The sequence below is a fragment of the Vibrio pomeroyi genome (genome assembly GCF_024347595.1).
GTDB classification, from domain to species: Bacteria; Pseudomonadota; Gammaproteobacteria; order Enterobacterales; family Vibrionaceae; genus Vibrio; species Vibrio pomeroyi.
The window spans coordinates 285,224-299,783 of sequence record NZ_AP025506.1; the positions used below are offsets into that span (position 1 = coordinate 285,224).

The 14,560-nt window shown below is 49.6% G+C and carries 5 tRNA genes and 8 rRNA genes; all 13 read left to right on the top strand.

Annotated elements, in window-relative coordinates:
- The first annotated feature begins 81 nt into the window (after nt 1-81).
- Nucleotides 82-2,973 (top strand): 23S ribosomal RNA (locus OCV12_RS01355).
- Nucleotides 2,974-3,066: 93 nt separating this feature from the next.
- Nucleotides 3,067-3,182, top strand: a 5S ribosomal RNA gene (rrf, locus tag OCV12_RS01360).
- 405 nt (nt 3,183-3,587) lie between these two features.
- A 16S ribosomal RNA gene (locus tag OCV12_RS01365) occupies nt 3,588-5,142 on the top strand.
- Nucleotides 5,143-5,207: 65 nt separating this feature from the next.
- Nucleotides 5,208-5,283 (top strand) — tRNA-Glu (locus OCV12_RS01370).
- Between the two features lie 294 nt (nt 5,284-5,577).
- Nucleotides 5,578-8,469: ribosomal RNA gene (locus tag OCV12_RS01375) — 23S ribosomal RNA — on the top strand.
- Between the two features lie 93 nt (nt 8,470-8,562).
- Nucleotides 8,563-8,678, top strand: a 5S ribosomal RNA gene (rrf, locus tag OCV12_RS01380).
- Between the two features lie 389 nt (nt 8,679-9,067).
- A 16S ribosomal RNA gene (locus OCV12_RS01385) occupies nt 9,068-10,622 on the top strand.
- 67 nt (nt 10,623-10,689) lie between these two features.
- Nucleotides 10,690-10,766: transfer RNA gene (locus tag OCV12_RS01390), tRNA-Ile, on the top strand.
- Nucleotides 10,767-10,780: 14 nt separating this feature from the next.
- A tRNA-Ala gene (locus OCV12_RS01395) sits at nt 10,781-10,856 on the top strand.
- A gap of 293 nt (nt 10,857-11,149) precedes the next feature.
- Nucleotides 11,150-14,041 (top strand): 23S ribosomal RNA (locus OCV12_RS01400).
- A gap of 93 nt (nt 14,042-14,134) precedes the next feature.
- Nucleotides 14,135-14,250: ribosomal RNA gene (rrf, locus tag OCV12_RS01405) — 5S ribosomal RNA — on the top strand.
- The 16S, 23S and 5S rRNA genes sit together here with 5 tRNA genes alongside, the layout of an rRNA operon.
- A gap of 45 nt (nt 14,251-14,295) precedes the next feature.
- Nucleotides 14,296-14,372: transfer RNA gene (locus tag OCV12_RS01410), tRNA-Asp, on the top strand.
- A gap of 60 nt (nt 14,373-14,432) precedes the next feature.
- Nucleotides 14,433-14,509 (top strand) — tRNA-Trp (locus OCV12_RS01415).
- Nucleotides 14,510-14,560: the final 51 nt, after the last annotated feature.

Consider the following 14,560-nt stretch of genomic DNA (forward strand, 5'->3'; position numbering starts at 1 on the left):
AGTCATTGAGAATTAACCCTTCTTAATGACAACCAAAAACCTTGGTTAGTTGCCATACACTAAGACCCTTTCGGGTTGTATGGTTAAGTGACTAAGCGTACACGGTGGATGCCTTGGCAGTCAGAGGCGATGAAAGGCGTAATAACTTGCGATAAGCCCAGATTAGGTAGTAATAACCTTTGAGTCTGGGATTCCTGAATGGGGAAACCCACTTACATAAGTAAGTATCCTGTTGTGAATACATAGCAACAGGAGGCAAACCGGGGGAACTGAAACATCTAAGTACCCCGAGGAAGAGAAATCAACCGAGATTCCGAAAGTAGCGGCGAGCGAAATTGGATTAGCCCTTAAGCTTTTAATGAGACAGATGAAGGCTCTGGAAAGTGCCGCAATAGAGGGTGATAGCCCCGTAATCGACATCTCATCATCAGTGAAAACGAGTAGGGCGGGACACGTGATATCCTGTCTGAATATGGGGGGACCATCCTCCAAGGCTAAATACTACTGACTGACCGATAGTGAACCAGTACCGTGAGGGAAAGGCGAAAAGAACCCCTGTGAGGGGAGTGAAATAGAACCTGAAACCGTGTACGTACAAGCAGTAGGAGCACCTTCGTGGTGTGACTGCGTACCTTTTGTATAATGGGTCAGCGACTTAATTTTAGTAGCAAGGTTAACCGTTTAGGGGAGCCGTAGGGAAACCGAGTCTTAACTGGGCGTACAGTTGCTAGGATTAGACCCGAAACCAGGTGATCTAGCCATGGGCAGGTTGAAGGTTGAGTAACATCAACTGGAGGACCGAACCGACTAATGTTGAAAAATTAGCGGATGACTTGTGGCTAGGGGTGAAAGGCCAATCAAACCTGGAGATAGCTGGTTCTCCCCGAAAGCTATTTAGGTAGCGCCTCGGACGAATACTACTGGGGGTAGAGCACTGTTAAGGCTAGGGGGTCATCCCGACTTACCAACCCTTTGCAAACTCCGAATACCAGTAAGTACTATCCGGGAGACACACGGCGGGTGCTAACGTCCGTCGTGGAGAGGGAAACAACCCAGACCGCCAGCTAAGGTCCCAAAGTATAGCTAAGTGGGAAACGATGTGGGAAGGCTCAGACAGCCAGGATGTTGGCTTAGAAGCAGCCATCATTTAAAGAAAGCGTAATAGCTCACTGGTCGAGTCGGCCTGCGCGGAAGATGTAACGGGGCTAAGCTATACACCGAAGCTGCGGCTACGTACCTTAGGGTATGTGGGGTAGGGGAGCGTTCTGTAAGCCGTTGAAGGTGGTCTGTAAGGGCTGCTGGAGGTATCAGAAGTGCGAATGCTGACATGAGTAACGATAAAGGGAGTGAAAAACTCCCTCGCCGGAAGACCAAGGGTTCCTGTCCAACGTTAATCGGGGCAGGGTAAGTCGACTCCTAAGGCGAGGCCGAAAGGCGTAGTCGATGGGAAACGGGTTAATATTCCCGTACTTCTTACAATTGCGATGGGGGGACGGAGAAGGCTAGGTGGGCCTGGCGACGGTTGTCCAGGTTCAAGTACGTAGGCGGAAAGTTTAGGTAAATCCGGACTTTCTTAACGCTGAGATACGATGTCGAGCTACTACGGTAGTGAAGTCATTGATGCCATGCTTCCAGGAAAAGCCTCTAAGCTTCAGATTGTAAGGAATCGTACCCCAAACCGACACAGGTGGTCGGGTAGAGAATACCAAGGCGCTTGAGAGAACTCGGGTGAAGGAACTAGGCAAAATGGTACCGTAACTTCGGGAGAAGGTACGCTCTTATCAGTGAAGTCCCTTGCGGATGGAGCAGACGAGAGTCGCAGATACCAGGTGGCTGCAACTGTTTATTAAAAACACAGCACTGTGCAAAATCGTAAGATGACGTATACGGTGTGACGCCTGCCCGGTGCCGGAAGGTTAATTGATGGGGTTAGACTTCGGTCGAAGCTCTTGATCGAAGCCCCGGTAAACGGCGGCCGTAACTATAACGGTCCTAAGGTAGCGAAATTCCTTGTCGGGTAAGTTCCGACCTGCACGAATGGCGTAATGATGGCCACGCTGTCTCCACCCGAGACTCAGTGAAATTGAAATCGCTGTGAAGATGCAGTGTACCCGCGGCTAGACGGAAAGACCCCGTGAACCTTTACTACAGCTTGGCACTGAACATTGAACCTACATGTGTAGGATAGGTGGGAGACTTTGAAACCGCGTCGCTAGATGTGGTGGAGTCGTCCTTGAAATACCACCCTTGTAGTTTTGATGTTCTAACGTTGGTCCCTGAATCGGGATTACGGACAGTGCCTGGTGGGTAGTTTGACTGGGGCGGTCTCCTCCCAAAGAGTAACGGAGGAGCACGAAGGTGGGCTAAACACGGTTGGACATCGTGTGGTTAGTGCAATGGCATAAGCCCGCTTGACTGCGAGAATGACAATTCGAGCAGGTGCGAAAGCAGGTCATAGTGATCCGGTGGTTCTGAATGGAAGGGCCATCGCTCAACGGATAAAAGGTACTCCGGGGATAACAGGCTGATACCGCCCAAGAGTTCATATCGACGGCGGTGTTTGGCACCTCGATGTCGGCTCATCACATCCTGGGGCTGAAGTCGGTCCCAAGGGTATGGCTGTTCGCCATTTAAAGTGGTACGCGAGCTGGGTTTAGAACGTCGTGAGACAGTTCGGTCCCTATCTGCCGTGGGCGTTGGAAAATTGAAGGGGGCTGCTCCTAGTACGAGAGGACCGGAGTGGACGAACCTCTGGTGTTCGGGTTGTCATGCCAATGGCATTGCCCGGTAGCTAAGTTCGGAATCGATAACCGCTGAAAGCATCTAAGCGGGAAGCGAGCCCTGAGATGAGTTTTCCCTGACGCTATAAGCGTCCTTAAGGGTTGTTCAAGACTAGAACGTTGATAGGCAGGGTGTGTAAGTGCTGCGAGGCATTGAGCTAACCTGTACTAATTGCCCGTGAGGCTTAACCATACAACACCCAAGGGGTTTTGTGGACTCAAAGACAGACCTTGAATGAGTTTGAAGAGTTACTTTTAAATACAGTTTTCCGAATTTTAAAATTTGCTTGGCGACCATAGCATTGTGGACCCACCTGATTCCATGCCGAACTCAGAAGTGAAACACAATAGCGCCGATGGTAGTGTGGGGCTTCCCCATGTGAGAGTAGGACATCGCCAGGCTTTAATTTCGACTTTGTCTACAAAGTAGACAAGTCACCATAGGGTTCTAAGTTTTCTTAGTATTTTATGTTGACTTTCAAAGTAGAAAGCGTAATGTACGCGTCCTGCTTAAGTGCTAAGGCACTGAAAGCAAAGCTCTTTAACAATTTAAACCTATCAATCTGTGTGGGCACTCGTTGATGAATATCAAAACGTTTTATCGTTAGATAAAACAGATTCTTCGGAATCAAAATGATTTCAATGAACTGAGTGACCAATACGAATAATTACTTTCTTTATAGAGAGGGGTTATTTGGCACAGTCAATTCATTACCATTCTGTTGGAATGGTAATAGCTTTAGAATTACATGTTTACTTCGGTAAATATTAGTTTTGAAGTCAGTATTCGTTGAGTCACAAAATCTTAAATTGAAGAGTTTGATCATGGCTCAGATTGAACGCTGGCGGCAGGCCTAACACATGCAAGTCGAGCGGAAACGACACTAACAATCCTTCGGGTGCGTTAATGGGCGTCGAGCGGCGGACGGGTGAGTAATGCCTAGGAAATTGCCTTGATGTGGGGGATAACCATTGGAAACGATGGCTAATACCGCATAATGCCTACGGGCCAAAGAGGGGGACCTTCGGGCCTCTCGCGTCAAGATATGCCTAGGTGGGATTAGCTAGTTGGTGAGGTAATGGCTCACCAAGGCGACGATCCCTAGCTGGTCTGAGAGGATGATCAGCCACACTGGAACTGAGACACGGTCCAGACTCCTACGGGAGGCAGCAGTGGGGAATATTGCACAATGGGCGAAAGCCTGATGCAGCCATGCCGCGTGTATGAAGAAGGCCTTCGGGTTGTAAAGTACTTTCAGTTGTGAGGAAGGGGGTAGCGTTAATAGCGCTATCTCTTGACGTTAGCAACAGAAGAAGCACCGGCTAACTCCGTGCCAGCAGCCGCGGTAATACGGAGGGTGCGAGCGTTAATCGGAATTACTGGGCGTAAAGCGCATGCAGGTGGTTCATTAAGTCAGATGTGAAAGCCCGGGGCTCAACCTCGGAACTGCATTTGAAACTGGTGAACTAGAGTACTGTAGAGGGGGGTAGAATTTCAGGTGTAGCGGTGAAATGCGTAGAGATCTGAAGGAATACCAGTGGCGAAGGCGGCCCCCTGGACAGATACTGACACTCAGATGCGAAAGCGTGGGGAGCAAACAGGATTAGATACCCTGGTAGTCCACGCCGTAAACGATGTCTACTTGGAGGTTGTGGCCTTGAGCCGTGGCTTTCGGAGCTAACGCGTTAAGTAGACCGCCTGGGGAGTACGGTCGCAAGATTAAAACTCAAATGAATTGACGGGGGCCCGCACAAGCGGTGGAGCATGTGGTTTAATTCGATGCAACGCGAAGAACCTTACCTACTCTTGACATCCAGAGAAGCCAGCGGAGACGCAGGTGTGCCTTCGGGAGCTCTGAGACAGGTGCTGCATGGCTGTCGTCAGCTCGTGTTGTGAAATGTTGGGTTAAGTCCCGCAACGAGCGCAACCCTTATCCTTGTTTGCCAGCGAGTAATGTCGGGAACTCCAGGGAGACTGCCGGTGATAAACCGGAGGAAGGTGGGGACGACGTCAAGTCATCATGGCCCTTACGAGTAGGGCTACACACGTGCTACAATGGCGCATACAGAGGGCAGCAAGCCAGCGATGGTAAGCGAATCCCAAAAAGTGCGTCGTAGTCCGGATTGGAGTCTGCAACTCGACTCCATGAAGTCGGAATCGCTAGTAATCGTAGATCAGAATGCTACGGTGAATACGTTCCCGGGCCTTGTACACACCGCCCGTCACACCATGGGAGTGGGCTGCAAAAGAAGTGGGTAGTTTAACCTTTCGGGGAGGACGCTCACCACTTTGTGGTTCATGACTGGGGTGAAGTCGTAACAAGGTAGCCCTAGGGGAACCTGGGGCTGGATCACCTCCTTATACGAAGATACTCACGATAAGTGTCCACACAGATTGATATGTTTAAACAGTTAAGAGTAACCTATGTCCCGTTCGTCTAGAGGCCTAGGACACCGCCCTTTCACGGCGGTAACAGGGGTTCGACTCCCCTACGGGATACCATCTTTAAGCGCATTTATTTAAGTGTCTTTAAAAATGGTTCATTTATTGAATCAAGCTCTTTAACAATTTGGAAAGCTGACTGATTGATTACTTACGAGTAATTCAATCAAATTTAAAAGTTCTCAATGTTTATCTTTTGATAAACACAACAAACACATTCAAGTGTCTTGTATTCGATTCAAATTCGTTTGAATCACATTGAGTCCGGCAAACAGTCATTGAGAATTAACCCTTCTTAATGACAACCAAAAACCTTGGTTAGTTGCCATACACTAAGACCCTTTCGGGTTGTATGGTTAAGTGACTAAGCGTACACGGTGGATGCCTTGGCAGTCAGAGGCGATGAAAGGCGTAATAACTTGCGATAAGCCCAGATTAGGTAGTAATAACCTTTGAGTCTGGGATTCCTGAATGGGGAAACCCACTTACATAAGTAAGTATCCTGTTGTGAATACATAGCAACAGGAGGCAAACCGGGGGAACTGAAACATCTAAGTACCCCGAGGAAGAGAAATCAACCGAGATTCCGAAAGTAGCGGCGAGCGAAATTGGATTAGCCCTTAAGCTTTTAATGAGACAGATGAAGGCTCTGGAAAGTGCCGCAATAGAGGGTGATAGCCCCGTAATCGACATCTCATCATCAGTGAAAACGAGTAGGGCGGGACACGTGATATCCTGTCTGAATATGGGGGGACCATCCTCCAAGGCTAAATACTACTGACTGACCGATAGTGAACCAGTACCGTGAGGGAAAGGCGAAAAGAACCCCTGTGAGGGGAGTGAAATAGAACCTGAAACCGTGTACGTACAAGCAGTAGGAGCACCTTCGTGGTGTGACTGCGTACCTTTTGTATAATGGGTCAGCGACTTAATTTTAGTAGCAAGGTTAACCGTTTAGGGGAGCCGTAGGGAAACCGAGTCTTAACTGGGCGTACAGTTGCTAGGATTAGACCCGAAACCAGGTGATCTAGCCATGGGCAGGTTGAAGGTTGAGTAACATCAACTGGAGGACCGAACCGACTAATGTTGAAAAATTAGCGGATGACTTGTGGCTAGGGGTGAAAGGCCAATCAAACCTGGAGATAGCTGGTTCTCCCCGAAAGCTATTTAGGTAGCGCCTCGGACGAATACTACTGGGGGTAGAGCACTGTTAAGGCTAGGGGGTCATCCCGACTTACCAACCCTTTGCAAACTCCGAATACCAGTAAGTACTATCCGGGAGACACACGGCGGGTGCTAACGTCCGTCGTGGAGAGGGAAACAACCCAGACCGCCAGCTAAGGTCCCAAAGTATAGCTAAGTGGGAAACGATGTGGGAAGGCTCAGACAGCCAGGATGTTGGCTTAGAAGCAGCCATCATTTAAAGAAAGCGTAATAGCTCACTGGTCGAGTCGGCCTGCGCGGAAGATGTAACGGGGCTAAGCTATACACCGAAGCTGCGGCTACGTACCTTAGGGTATGTGGGGTAGGGGAGCGTTCTGTAAGCCGTTGAAGGTGGTCTGTAAGGGCTGCTGGAGGTATCAGAAGTGCGAATGCTGACATGAGTAACGATAAAGGGAGTGAAAAACTCCCTCGCCGGAAGACCAAGGGTTCCTGTCCAACGTTAATCGGGGCAGGGTAAGTCGACTCCTAAGGCGAGGCCGAAAGGCGTAGTCGATGGGAAACGGGTTAATATTCCCGTACTTCTTACAATTGCGATGGGGGGACGGAGAAGGCTAGGTGGGCCTGGCGACGGTTGTCCAGGTTCAAGTACGTAGGCGGAAAGTTTAGGTAAATCCGGACTTTCTTAACGCTGAGATACGATGTCGAGCTACTACGGTAGTGAAGTCATTGATGCCATGCTTCCAGGAAAAGCCTCTAAGCTTCAGATTGTAAGGAATCGTACCCCAAACCGACACAGGTGGTCGGGTAGAGAATACCAAGGCGCTTGAGAGAACTCGGGTGAAGGAACTAGGCAAAATGGTACCGTAACTTCGGGAGAAGGTACGCTCTTATCAGTGAAGTCCCTTGCGGATGGAGCAGACGAGAGTCGCAGATACCAGGTGGCTGCAACTGTTTATTAAAAACACAGCACTGTGCAAAATCGTAAGATGACGTATACGGTGTGACGCCTGCCCGGTGCCGGAAGGTTAATTGATGGGGTTAGACTTCGGTCGAAGCTCTTGATCGAAGCCCCGGTAAACGGCGGCCGTAACTATAACGGTCCTAAGGTAGCGAAATTCCTTGTCGGGTAAGTTCCGACCTGCACGAATGGCGTAATGATGGCCACGCTGTCTCCACCCGAGACTCAGTGAAATTGAAATCGCTGTGAAGATGCAGTGTACCCGCGGCTAGACGGAAAGACCCCGTGAACCTTTACTACAGCTTGGCACTGAACATTGAACCTACATGTGTAGGATAGGTGGGAGACTTTGAAACCGCGTCGCTAGATGTGGTGGAGTCGTCCTTGAAATACCACCCTTGTAGTTTTGATGTTCTAACGTTGGTCCCTGAATCGGGATTACGGACAGTGCCTGGTGGGTAGTTTGACTGGGGCGGTCTCCTCCCAAAGAGTAACGGAGGAGCACGAAGGTGGGCTAAACACGGTTGGACATCGTGTGGTTAGTGCAATGGCATAAGCCCGCTTGACTGCGAGAATGACAATTCGAGCAGGTGCGAAAGCAGGTCATAGTGATCCGGTGGTTCTGAATGGAAGGGCCATCGCTCAACGGATAAAAGGTACTCCGGGGATAACAGGCTGATACCGCCCAAGAGTTCATATCGACGGCGGTGTTTGGCACCTCGATGTCGGCTCATCACATCCTGGGGCTGAAGTCGGTCCCAAGGGTATGGCTGTTCGCCATTTAAAGTGGTACGCGAGCTGGGTTTAGAACGTCGTGAGACAGTTCGGTCCCTATCTGCCGTGGGCGTTGGAAAATTGAAGGGGGCTGCTCCTAGTACGAGAGGACCGGAGTGGACGAACCTCTGGTGTTCGGGTTGTCATGCCAATGGCATTGCCCGGTAGCTAAGTTCGGAATCGATAACCGCTGAAAGCATCTAAGCGGGAAGCGAGCCCTGAGATGAGTTTTCCCTGACGCTATAAGCGTCCTTAAGGGTTGTTCAAGACTAGAACGTTGATAGGCAGGGTGTGTAAGTGCTGCGAGGCATTGAGCTAACCTGTACTAATTGCCCGTGAGGCTTAACCATACAACACCCAAGGGGTTTTGTGGACTCAAAGACAGACCTTGAATGAGTTTGAAGAGTTACTTTTAAATACAGTTTTCCGAATTTTAAAATTTGCTTGGCGACCATAGCATTGTGGACCCACCTGATTCCATGCCGAACTCAGAAGTGAAACACAATAGCGCCGATGGTAGTGTGGGGCTTCCCCATGTGAGAGTAGGACATCGCCAGGCTTTAATTTCGACTTTGTCTACAAAGTAGACAAGTCACCATAGAGTTCTAAGTTTTCTTAGTATTTTATGTTGACTTTCAAAGTAGAAAGCGTATTATACGCGTCCTGCTTAAGTGCTAAGGCACTGAAAGCAAAGCTCTTTAACAATTTAAACCTATCAATCTGTGTGGGCACTCGTTGATGAATATCAAAACGTTTTATCGTTAGATAAAACAGATTCTTCGGAATCAAAATGATTTCAATGAACTGAGTGACCAATACAAATAACTTCGGTTATTTGGCACAGTCAATTCATTATCATTCTGTTGGAATGGTAATAGCTTTAGAATTACATGTTTACTTCGGTAAATATTAGTTTTGAAGTCAGTATTCGTTGAGTCACAAAATCTTAAATTGAAGAGTTTGATCATGGCTCAGATTGAACGCTGGCGGCAGGCCTAACACATGCAAGTCGAGCGGAAACGACACTAACAATCCTTCGGGTGCGTTAATGGGCGTCGAGCGGCGGACGGGTGAGTAATGCCTAGGAAATTGCCTTGATGTGGGGGATAACCATTGGAAACGATGGCTAATACCGCATAATGCCTACGGGCCAAAGAGGGGGACCTTCGGGCCTCTCGCGTCAAGATATGCCTAGGTGGGATTAGCTAGTTGGTGAGGTAATGGCTCACCAAGGCGACGATCCCTAGCTGGTCTGAGAGGATGATCAGCCACACTGGAACTGAGACACGGTCCAGACTCCTACGGGAGGCAGCAGTGGGGAATATTGCACAATGGGCGAAAGCCTGATGCAGCCATGCCGCGTGTATGAAGAAGGCCTTCGGGTTGTAAAGTACTTTCAGTTGTGAGGAAGGGGGTAGCGTTAATAGCGCTATCTCTTGACGTTAGCAACAGAAGAAGCACCGGCTAACTCCGTGCCAGCAGCCGCGGTAATACGGAGGGTGCGAGCGTTAATCGGAATTACTGGGCGTAAAGCGCATGCAGGTGGTTCATTAAGTCAGATGTGAAAGCCCGGGGCTCAACCTCGGAACTGCATTTGAAACTGGTGAACTAGAGTACTGTAGAGGGGGGTAGAATTTCAGGTGTAGCGGTGAAATGCGTAGAGATCTGAAGGAATACCAGTGGCGAAGGCGGCCCCCTGGACAGATACTGACACTCAGATGCGAAAGCGTGGGGAGCAAACAGGATTAGATACCCTGGTAGTCCACGCCGTAAACGATGTCTACTTGGAGGTTGTGGCCTTGAGCCGTGGCTTTCGGAGCTAACGCGTTAAGTAGACCGCCTGGGGAGTACGGTCGCAAGATTAAAACTCAAATGAATTGACGGGGGCCCGCACAAGCGGTGGAGCATGTGGTTTAATTCGATGCAACGCGAAGAACCTTACCTACTCTTGACATCCAGAGAAGCCAGCGGAGACGCAGGTGTGCCTTCGGGAGCTCTGAGACAGGTGCTGCATGGCTGTCGTCAGCTCGTGTTGTGAAATGTTGGGTTAAGTCCCGCAACGAGCGCAACCCTTATCCTTGTTTGCCAGCGAGTAATGTCGGGAACTCCAGGGAGACTGCCGGTGATAAACCGGAGGAAGGTGGGGACGACGTCAAGTCATCATGGCCCTTACGAGTAGGGCTACACACGTGCTACAATGGCGCATACAGAGGGCAGCAAGCCAGCGATGGTAAGCGAATCCCAAAAAGTGCGTCGTAGTCCGGATTGGAGTCTGCAACTCGACTCCATGAAGTCGGAATCGCTAGTAATCGTAGATCAGAATGCTACGGTGAATACGTTCCCGGGCCTTGTACACACCGCCCGTCACACCATGGGAGTGGGCTGCAAAAGAAGTGGGTAGTTTAACCTTTCGGGGAGGACGCTCACCACTTTGTGGTTCATGACTGGGGTGAAGTCGTAACAAGGTAGCCCTAGGGGAACCTGGGGCTGGATCACCTCCTTATACGAAGATACTCACGATAAGTGTCCACACAGATTGATTAGGTTTAGAAAAGTTAAGAGACGATATTGGGTCTGTAGCTCAGCTGGTTAGAGCGCTCGCCTGATAAGCGGGAGGTCGGTGGTTCAAGTCCACTCAGACCCACCAATATCGACCTAGATGGGGCTATAGCTCAGCTGGGAGAGCGCCTGCCTTGCACGCAGGAGGTCTGCGGTTCGATCCCGCATAGCTCCACCATCTTTAAGTATTCTCTTAAGAGAGTCTTTAAAAATGGTTTCGAAAGAAATCAAGCTCTTTAACAATTTGGAAAGCTGACTGATTGATTACTTACGAGTAATTCAATCAAATTTAAAAGTTCTCAATGTTTATCTTTTGATAAACACAACAAACACATTCAAGTGTCTTGTATTCGATTCAAATTCGTTTGAATCACATTGAGTCCGGCAAACAGTCATTGAGAATTAACCCTTCTTAATGACAACCAAAAACCTTGGTTAGTTGCCATACACTAAGACCCTTTCGGGTTGTATGGTTAAGTGACTAAGCGTACACGGTGGATGCCTTGGCAGTCAGAGGCGATGAAAGGCGTAATAACTTGCGATAAGCCCAGATTAGGTAGTAATAACCTTTAAGTCTGGGATTCCTGAATGGGGAAACCCACTTACATAAGTAAGTATCCTGTTGTGAATACATAGCAACAGGAGGCAAACCGGGGGAACTGAAACATCTAAGTACCCCGAGGAAGAGAAATCAACCGAGATTCCGAAAGTAGCGGCGAGCGAAATTGGATTAGCCCTTAAGCTTTTAATGAGACAGATGAAGGCTCTGGAAAGTGCCGCAATAGAGGGTGATAGCCCCGTAATCGACATCTCATCATCAGTGAAAACGAGTAGGGCGGGACACGTGATATCCTGTCTGAATATGGGGGGACCATCCTCCAAGGCTAAATACTACTGACTGACCGATAGTGAACCAGTACCGTGAGGGAAAGGCGAAAAGAACCCCTGTGAGGGGAGTGAAATAGAACCTGAAACCGTGTACGTACAAGCAGTAGGAGCACCTTCGTGGTGTGACTGCGTACCTTTTGTATAATGGGTCAGCGACTTAATTTTAGTAGCAAGGTTAACCGTTTAGGGGAGCCGTAGGGAAACCGAGTCTTAACTGGGCGTACAGTTGCTAGGATTAGACCCGAAACCAGGTGATCTAGCCATGGGCAGGTTGAAGGTTGAGTAACATCAACTGGAGGACCGAACCGACTAATGTTGAAAAATTAGCGGATGACTTGTGGCTAGGGGTGAAAGGCCAATCAAACCTGGAGATAGCTGGTTCTCCCCGAAAGCTATTTAGGTAGCGCCTCGGACGAATACTACTGGGGGTAGAGCACTGTTAAGGCTAGGGGGTCATCCCGACTTACCAACCCTTTGCAAACTCCGAATACCAGTAAGTACTATCCGGGAGACACACGGCGGGTGCTAACGTCCGTCGTGGAGAGGGAAACAACCCAGACCGCCAGCTAAGGTCCCAAAGTATAGCTAAGTGGGAAACGATGTGGGAAGGCTCAGACAGCCAGGATGTTGGCTTAGAAGCAGCCATCATTTAAAGAAAGCGTAATAGCTCACTGGTCGAGTCGGCCTGCGCGGAAGATGTAACGGGGCTAAGCTATACACCGAAGCTGCGGCTACGTACCTTAGGGTATGTGGGGTAGGGGAGCGTTCTGTAAGCCGTTGAAGGTGGTCTGTAAGGGCTGCTGGAGGTATCAGAAGTGCGAATGCTGACATGAGTAACGATAAAGGGAGTGAAAAACTCCCTCGCCGGAAGACCAAGGGTTCCTGTCCAACGTTAATCGGGGCAGGGTAAGTCGACTCCTAAGGCGAGGCCGAAAGGCGTAGTCGATGGGAAACGGGTTAATATTCCCGTACTTCTTACAATTGCGATGGGGGGACGGAGAAGGCTAGGTGGGCCTGGCGACGGTTGTCCAGGTTCAAGTACGTAGGCGGAAAGTTTAGGTAAATCCGGACTTTCTTAACGCTGAGATACGATGTCGAGCTACTACGGTAGTGAAGTCATTGATGCCATGCTTCCAGGAAAAGCCTCTAAGCTTCAGATTGTAAGGAATCGTACCCCAAACCGACACAGGTGGTCGGGTAGAGAATACCAAGGCGCTTGAGAGAACTCGGGTGAAGGAACTAGGCAAAATGGTACCGTAACTTCGGGAGAAGGTACGCTCTTATCAGTGAAGTCCCTTGCGGATGGAGCAGACGAGAGTCGCAGATACCAGGTGGCTGCAACTGTTTATTAAAAACACAGCACTGTGCAAAATCGTAAGATGACGTATACGGTGTGACGCCTGCCCGGTGCCGGAAGGTTAATTGATGGGGTTAGACTTCGGTCGAAGCTCTTGATCGAAGCCCCGGTAAACGGCGGCCGTAACTATAACGGTCCTAAGGTAGCGAAATTCCTTGTCGGGTAAGTTCCGACCTGCACGAATGGCGTAATGATGGCCACGCTGTCTCCACCCGAGACTCAGTGAAATTGAAATCGCTGTGAAGATGCAGTGTACCCGCGGCTAGACGGAAAGACCCCGTGAACCTTTACTACAGCTTGGCACTGAACATTGAACCTACATGTGTAGGATAGGTGGGAGACTTTGAAACCGCGTCGCTAGATGTGGTGGAGTCGTCCTTGAAATACCACCCTTGTAGTTTTGATGTTCTAACGTTGGTCCCTGAATCGGGATTACGGACAGTGCCTGGTGGGTAGTTTGACTGGGGCGGTCTCCTCCCAAAGAGTAACGGAGGAGCACGAAGGTGGGCTAAACACGGTTGGACATCGTGTGGTTAGTGCAATGGCATAAGCCCGCTTGACTGCGAGAATGACAATTCGAGCAGGTGCGAAAGCAGGTCATAGTGATCCGGTGGTTCTGAATGGAAGGGCCATCGCTCAACGGATAAAAGGTACTCCGGGGATAACAGGCTGATACCGCCCAAGAGTTCATATCGACGGCGGTGTTTGGCACCTCGATGTCGGCTCATCACATCCTGGGGCTGAAGTCGGTCCCAAGGGTATGGCTGTTCGCCATTTAAAGTGGTACGCGAGCTGGGTTTAGAACGTCGTGAGACAGTTCGGTCCCTATCTGCCGTGGGCGTTGGAAAATTGAAGGGGGCTGCTCCTAGTACGAGAGGACCGGAGTGGACGAACCTCTGGTGTTCGGGTTGTCATGCCAATGGCATTGCCCGGTAGCTAAGTTCGGAATCGATAACCGCTGAAAGCATCTAAGCGGGAAGCGAGCCCTGAGATGAGTTTTCCCTGACGCTATAAGCGTCCTTAAGGGTTGTTCAAGACTAGAACGTTGATAGGCAGGGTGTGTAAGTGCTGCGAGGCATTGAGCTAACCTGTACTAATTGCCCGTGAGGCTTAACCATACAACACCCAAGGGGTTTTGTGGACTCAAAGACAGACCTTGAATGAGTTTGAAGAGTTACTTTTAAATACAGTTTTCCGAATTTTAAAATTTGCTTGGCGACCATAGCATTGTGGACCCACCTGATTCCATGCCGAACTCAGAAGTGAAACACAATAGCGCCGATGGTAGTGTGGGGCTTCCCCATGTGAGAGTAGGACATCGCCAGGCTTTAAATTATGAACGACTTGTCAGCGACGACAAGTAGTCCACTGCGGAGTGGTAGTTCAGTTGGTTAGAATACCGGCCTGTCACGCCGGGGGTCGCGGGTTCGAGTCCCGTCCACTCCGCCACTTATTCGATAACCTCGCCTAGTGCGAGGTTTTTTCGAATCTGAAGTAAGATAAAGTTTTAGGGGTGTAGCTCCAATTGGCAGAGCAGCGGATTCCAAATCCGCGTGTTGGGAGTTCGAATCTCTCCACCCCTGCCATATTTAAGGCTCTAGCATTTATGCTAGAGCCTTTTTGCTTTTTGAATCTAA